Raw genomic sequence first — 5672 nt, forward strand, 5'->3', positions numbered from 1 at the left:
TTCTCGCTGGCCATCACCGAGGACGTGCCGCCGCCGCCGCCGCCGGCCAACGACGTCTGCGCGGGCGCCATCGACCTGCAGAGCTTCGACACCAACGTCTTCACGGTCGACCTCTGCGCCGGCTACACCAACAACTACGACGCCGGCGGCACCACGGGCTGCACCGGCTACGCCTCCGCCGGCAAGGACGCCACCTACAAGGTCTACCTGGCCGCCGGCGAGAACCTCACCGCCTCGATGGTCAGCGCCCACGACTCGGCCCTGTGGCTCGTGACCGACTGCGCCGCCGCCGCCGCGACCTGCGTCGCCGGCGCCGACGAGACCACGGCCAACGGCGTCGAGACCATCAGCTACAGCGCCGCCGCTGCCGGCTGGTACTACCTGATCATCGACGGGTACGGCGCCGACGCGTGCAACGTCGCCACCGTCACCATCGACGCGCCTGTCGCCAACGAGAATTACCAGTGGGGCGGCGTGAAGGCGATGTTCAAATAACTCGCCTCCTCGACCAGCGCGGGCCCTGCGGGTCCGCACGGCGAAGGCCCCTCCCGACCGGGAGGGGCCTTTCGCTTCGGTGACGCGGGGCGCCTCAGGGCAGGAGCCGGATCGTCAACCCATAGTCCTGCGCGCCCGGCGGCGGCGAGGCGTTCCAGTCGCCGCAAGCGTGGCTCCCGTCGGTGACGAAGGTCGCGAGGTAGCGGCCGGCGGGGAGCTCGATCTCGCCGTCGAACAGCAGGTTCTTGCCCGCGCCGCCGGCGGGCCGCGACGCCGCGGCGGTCATCGTCCAGACTTCCCGGTCACTGCCGAGGTCCGTGATCGAGCCGTGGTCGAACATCCTGCGCCCACCCTCCCCCAGACAGCGGACCCGCAGACGGGAGGCGCGGGCCAGCGAGAATTCCTCGCGCAGTTCGGCGTCGTTCCCCGGCCGCACCAGCCGTACCAGCAGTTCCGGCGAACGGGTGACGGCGACGTCCGCGGGCGTGCTGGGCAGCGCGCCGACGTCGGCGGCGACCGGCATCAGGCGTAGGCCCCAGGCTTCGGGATCGTAGGGAGGCAGGTCGTGCCAGTCGCCGGGGCCGTGGACGGCGTCGCTGAGGAACCCGGCCAGGTAGTCGCCCGCGTTCAGCGCCAGGGTATCCTCCCAGCGCACGTTGACGGCGGCGTTGCCCGCCGGCCGCGGCGTCGCGTCCTCGGCGGTCCAGACCGTCCGACCGGTGCGCGCATCCTCGATCCAGCCGTAGTCGAGCGCCTGGTCGCCCCCCTCGCCGGCCTCGCCGGTGACCGCCACGGTCAGCCGCGCCGTGCGCGTCAACCGGAAGGGGACGGTCGCGATGTGGGACGCGGCGGGGCGCACGACGACGGGCCACGCGGGCGGCGGCGGCGCGGCGGGCAGCAGCACGAGGCCGCCGCTCGGCGTGACCGAAGCCTCGCACTTGCCGAAGTAGTCACCCGGACGGGCCTGCGGGTCCTCGCGGTTGAGCAGGTCGGCCAGGTCGTTCAGCACCGATTGCCATTGGTGGAACGCCTTCCCCTGGCGCGAGCCCCGGCCCGCGGCGAGGTAGAGCACGTAGTCGCCGGGCTCCAGACGCACGCGGGCCGCTCCGCGTCGCAGCAGCCGGCTTGAGCCGACCGGCTCGCCCGCGTCGGGGTCCTGGCACCAGACCGGCGCTTCGTCGCCCCGCCGCAGCAGCCAGGCGCGGACGGCATCGCTGCCGGCGAACTTCTGCCGCAGCCCCACGGCCACGATTTCGACCTCGCCCGCCGTCTCGAGGCGGAAACCGGCGCTCAACAGATTCCCGGGTTCAGGGGCGGCGAGCCTGACCGCGTCGGCCCAGGCAGGCGAGGCGGCGAGCAGGCAGAGCAGGCAGAGCAGGATCGACGGGACGGGTCGCGCGCGCATGGTCGGCTCCTCGGTTCGGTGCGGGTCCTTTACGACGCCGCACCTGCGGGGTTGCATTCGTCGCCGGATTGGCTTTCCATGGTGGGGGCTCACCGACGGAGAGGGACGATGCTGCGACGCTTCACACTTGTCACCACGTTCCTGTTGTTCGCGTCCGGCACCGGCGGCGCCGCCGACCGGGACACGGCCGCGCGCCCCCTGGTGCTGGTCAGCATCCCGCCCCAGGCCTGGCTCGTGGAACGGCTGGCCGGCGACCGTGTCGCCGTGCTGGAACTCGTGCCCCCGGGCGCCTCCCCCCACGCCTACGATCCCACGCCCCGCCAGCTGGCGGCGGCCGCCGAGGCCGCGCTCTGGTTCACCGTGGGCGCCACCATGGAACAGGCCCTGCAGCCGCGCCTGCAGAGGATGCTGCCGGACCTGCTCGTCGTCCCCACCGCGGACGAGGCGGTGGGTGTCCCGGCGGACCCGCACGACGACGGCGACGGGCACCTCGGCGAGGGCGTTCACGAGCACGACCCGCACGTCTGGCTCGATCCCGTCATGGCCGCCGACGCGGCCGCGCGGATGGCCGCGGCCCTGGGCCGCCTCGATCCCGACGGCGCCGCCGTCTACGCCGGGCGCCTGGGCGTGCTGCAGCGCGAACTCGCCGACCTCGACCGCGAACTGGCGGCGACCCTGGCCCCGGTGCGCGGCGGGGAACTGCTGGTGATGCACCCCGCGTTCGGCTGGCTGGCCGAACGTTACGGCCTCACCCAGACCGCCGTCGAGCAGGGCGGCCAGTCGCCCAGCCCACGCCACCTCGCCGAACTGCTCGAGCGCGCCCGCGCCCGCGGCGTGCGCACGCTCTTCCTGCAGCCGCAGACTTCGCCGGACCAGGCGCGGGCCGTGGCCCGCGAGGCGGGCCTCGAGGTGGGCGTGCTGGATCCGCTGGCCCGCGACTACGCGGCGAACCTGCGCCTCATGGCGGCGGCGATGCTCGCCGCGCTGGCGCCGGCCGCGCCGTGAGCGCCGCCCCGGTCATCCGCGTCCGCGACCTGGACTACGCCTACGGCCGTCAGCCGGCGCTGCAGGGCGTGAGCTTCGACGTCCACGCCCTGGACTTCGTCTCGGTCATCGGCCCCAACGGCGGCGGCAAGTCGACCCTGCTGAAGCTGCTGCTGGGCCTGCTCTCGCCGCGGCGGGGCACGGTCGAGGTGTGCGGCGGCCCGCCGTCGAAATCGCGCCTGAAGCTGGGCTACATGCCCCAGCGCGTGGAACTGGACCCGCGCTTCCCGGTCACCGTCATGGACGTGACCATCATGGGCCGCCTGGGCTTGCGCCCGACCCTGGGCCCCTACCGGCGCCGCGACCGCGAAGCCGCCCTGGCCGCCTTGGAGGCGACCGACGCGGCCGACCTGCGCGATCGGCCCTTCTCCGAGCTGTCGGGCGGCCAGCGCCAGAAGGTGCTGATCGCCCGCGCGCTGTGCGGCGACCCGGAGGTCCTGTTGCTGGACGAGCCCACCGCCAGCCTCGACCCGACGGTCCAGGACGACCTGTACGCCCTGCTGAACCGCCTGAACGCCACGCGCACGATCCTGATGGTGTCCCACGACGTGAGCATGGTCTCGCGCTTCGTCAACCGTGTCCTCTGCGTCAACCGCACCTGCGTCGAGCACTGCGTGACCGAGATCCCGCGCGAGCTGTCCCTGCTCTTCGACGCCCGGGAGGACCTGCGCCTGGTCCGCCACGACCACGACCACTCCGGTCATCCCCCGGCCGGCGGCGCCTGCCGTGATTGAGTTCCTGGAAGCCCTGGGCCGCCACGCCTTCCTGCGCCACGCGCTGCTGGCCGGCGCCCTGGCCAGCGTCGCGAGCGGCGTGGTCGGGACCTACGTCGTCACGCGCCGCATCACCGGCATCGCCGGCAGCCTCGCCCACGCCGTGCTGGGCGGCATGGGCCTGGCCATCTGGCTGCGCACGGTGCACGGCTGGGCCTGGCTGACGCCCCTGCACGGGGCCGTGTTCGCGGCGGTGCTCGGCGCGGTGATCATCGGCGCGGCGCGCGCCCGCGGCGGCGACCGCGAGGACACGGTCATCTCGGCCCTGTGGGCCGTCGGCATGGCCGTCGGCGTGCTGTTCCTGTTCCTGACGCCGGGCTACAAGGCCGACTTGATGACCTACCTGTTCGGCAACATCGTCATGGTGGACCCCGAGACGCTGCGCCTGCTGCTGGTGCTGGACGGGGTGATCCTGCTGGTGGTCGCGCTGTTCTACGACCCGCTGCTGGCGGTCTGCTACGACGAGGAGTTCGCGCGGCTGCGCGGCGTGCGCACCGACGCCGTCTTCACGCTGCTGCTGCTGCTGGTGGCGCTGACCATCGTCACGCTCATCTACGTGGTGGGCGTGGTCCTGGTGATCGCGCTGATCTCGCTGCCGGTGTCGGCCGTGGGGCGTTTCTCGCGGCGGCTGTGGCAGATGATGCTGCTGTCCGCCGCCCTCAGTTCGGTGCTGACGACCGCGGGGCTGGCCCTGGCCTATGCCGCCGACCTGCCGGCCGGCGCGGTGACGATCCTCCTGGCGGCGCTGGTCTACGTTTTGGCCGGCGTCGCGGCCGCCCTGAAGCGGCGGGCCTGACGGTTTCCCGCCTCACACACACGAACATCGGGGAGAACATGATGGAATACAGATTTCTCGGCAAGTCGGGCCTGAAGGTCTCGGCCCTCTCGTTCGGCTCGTGGGTGACCTTCGGCGACCAGATGGACGTCGACCTCGCCCACGACTGCATGAAGGCCGCTGTCGACGCCGGCGTCAACTTCTTCGACAACGCCGAGGTCTACGCCGCTGGCCGCTCCGAGGAGATCATGGGCGAGGTCCTGCGCCGCGCCGGCTGGAAGCGCAGCGACCTGGTCATCTCCACCAAGATCTTCTGGGGCGGTCCGGGACCGAACGACCGCGGCCTGTCGCGCAAGCACGTCATGGAGGGCACCGACGCCGCGCTGAAGCGGCTGGGCCTGGACTACGTGGACCTGATCTTCTGCCACCGCCCCGACCTCGAGACGCCGATCGAGGAGACCGTGCGGGCCATGCACCGGGTCGTGGAGAGCGGCCGGGCGTTCTACTGGGGCACCAGCGAGTGGAGCGCCGCGCAGATCCGCCGGGCCCACGACATCGCGCGCGCCGAGCACCTGACCCCGCCGACCATGGAGCAGCCGCAGTACCACATGCTGCACCGCCACCGCGTCGAGGTCGAGTACGCGCCGCTCTACGAGGAGATCGGCCTGGGCACCACGATCTGGTCGCCGCTGGCCAGCGGCATCCTGACCGGCAAGTACAACGACGGCATCCCCGAGGGCTCGCGCATGTCGCTGCCGAACTACCAGTGGCTGCGCCCCCACCTCGAGAGCGAGGAGGGCCGCCAGAAGATCGCCAAGGTCAAGCTGCTGGCGCCCCTGGCGCGCGAGCTGGACTGCACCATGGCCCAGCTGGCCATCGCCTGGTGCCTGGCCAACGACGACGTCAGCACGGTGATCACCGGCGCCTCGCGGCCCGAACAGGTGACGGAGAACATGAAGGCGCTGGAGGTGGCGGCGCGACTCACCCCCGAGGTGCTGGAGCGCATCGAGGGGATCCTCGACAATCGCCCCCAGCCGGAGAAGTGCTGGCGCGGGATGTAGGCGCGCTTCCTGCCGGGACAGGGGACGCGCTCCGGGCACCTCGTGTGCCCGGAGCGCTTGGCCTTCCGGCCCTTTCGCCATCCTGGCTTCAGGGCCTGCAGGACACCCCGGTCTCGGCA

At 72.4% G+C, this 5672-nt stretch carries 6 protein-coding genes; 5 read left to right on the top strand and 1 reads right to left on the bottom strand.

The genetic code is table 11. The features are described 5' to 3' along the window. The coding region (locus Q7W29_09805; protein MDO9172114.1) for a hypothetical protein at positions 1 to 495 on the top strand (495 nt) is incomplete at its 5' end. 94 nt (positions 496 to 589) lie between these two features. Here Q7W29_09805 and Q7W29_09810 read toward each other — a convergent pair. After that, positions 590 to 1900 (bottom strand): hypothetical protein, encoded by a 1311-nt coding sequence (locus Q7W29_09810; protein MDO9172115.1) that lies wholly within the window; start codon positions 1898 to 1900, stop codon positions 590 to 592. A 108-nt stretch (positions 1901 to 2008) separates the two neighbouring features. Here Q7W29_09810 and Q7W29_09815 point away from each other — a divergent pair, with 108 nt between their 5' ends. The 4 genes from Q7W29_09815 to Q7W29_09830 are packed head-to-tail and all read left to right on the top strand — an operon-like array spanning position 2009 to position 5553. Continuing rightward, entirely contained in the window at positions 2009 to 2905 is an 897-nt protein-coding gene (locus Q7W29_09815; protein MDO9172116.1) for a zinc ABC transporter substrate-binding protein, read from the top strand. After that, positions 2902 to 3678, top strand: a complete 777-nt coding sequence (locus Q7W29_09820) for an ATP-binding cassette domain-containing protein (protein ID MDO9172117.1) — start codon at positions 2902 to 2904, stop codon at positions 3676 to 3678. The genes Q7W29_09815 and Q7W29_09820 overlap by 4 nt, the downstream gene beginning before the upstream one ends. Then, positions 3671 to 4513 carry a metal ABC transporter permease gene (locus Q7W29_09825; GenBank protein MDO9172118.1) on the top strand — a complete coding sequence of 281 codons (843 nt, stop codon included), beginning with the start codon at positions 3671 to 3673 and terminating at the stop codon, positions 4511 to 4513. The genes Q7W29_09820 and Q7W29_09825 overlap by 8 nt, the downstream gene beginning before the upstream one ends. Before the next feature lie 41 nt (positions 4514 to 4554). Next, positions 4555 to 5553, top strand: a complete 999-nt coding sequence (locus tag Q7W29_09830; GenBank protein ID MDO9172119.1) for an aldo/keto reductase — start codon at positions 4555 to 4557, stop codon at positions 5551 to 5553. Positions 5554 to 5672: the final 119 nt, after the last annotated feature.

The sequence above is a fragment of the bacterium genome (genome assembly GCA_030654305.1).
Taxonomy (GTDB): Bacteria; Krumholzibacteriota; Krumholzibacteriia; order LZORAL124-64-63; family LZORAL124-64-63; genus PNOJ01.

Bases quoted from the DNA above. Each gene is read 5' to 3' on its own strand.
- Q7W29_09810 (MDO9172115.1), bottom strand. From the start codon at position 1,900: ATGCGCGCGCGACCCGTCCCGTCGATCCTGCTCTGCCTGCTCTGCCTG.
- Q7W29_09830 (MDO9172119.1), top strand. From the start codon at position 4,555: ATGGAATACAGATTTCTCGGCAAGTCGGGCCTGAAGGTCTCGGCCCTC.
- Q7W29_09815 (MDO9172116.1), top strand. From the start codon at position 2,009: ATGCTGCGACGCTTCACACTTGTCACCACGTTCCTGTTGTTCGCGTCC.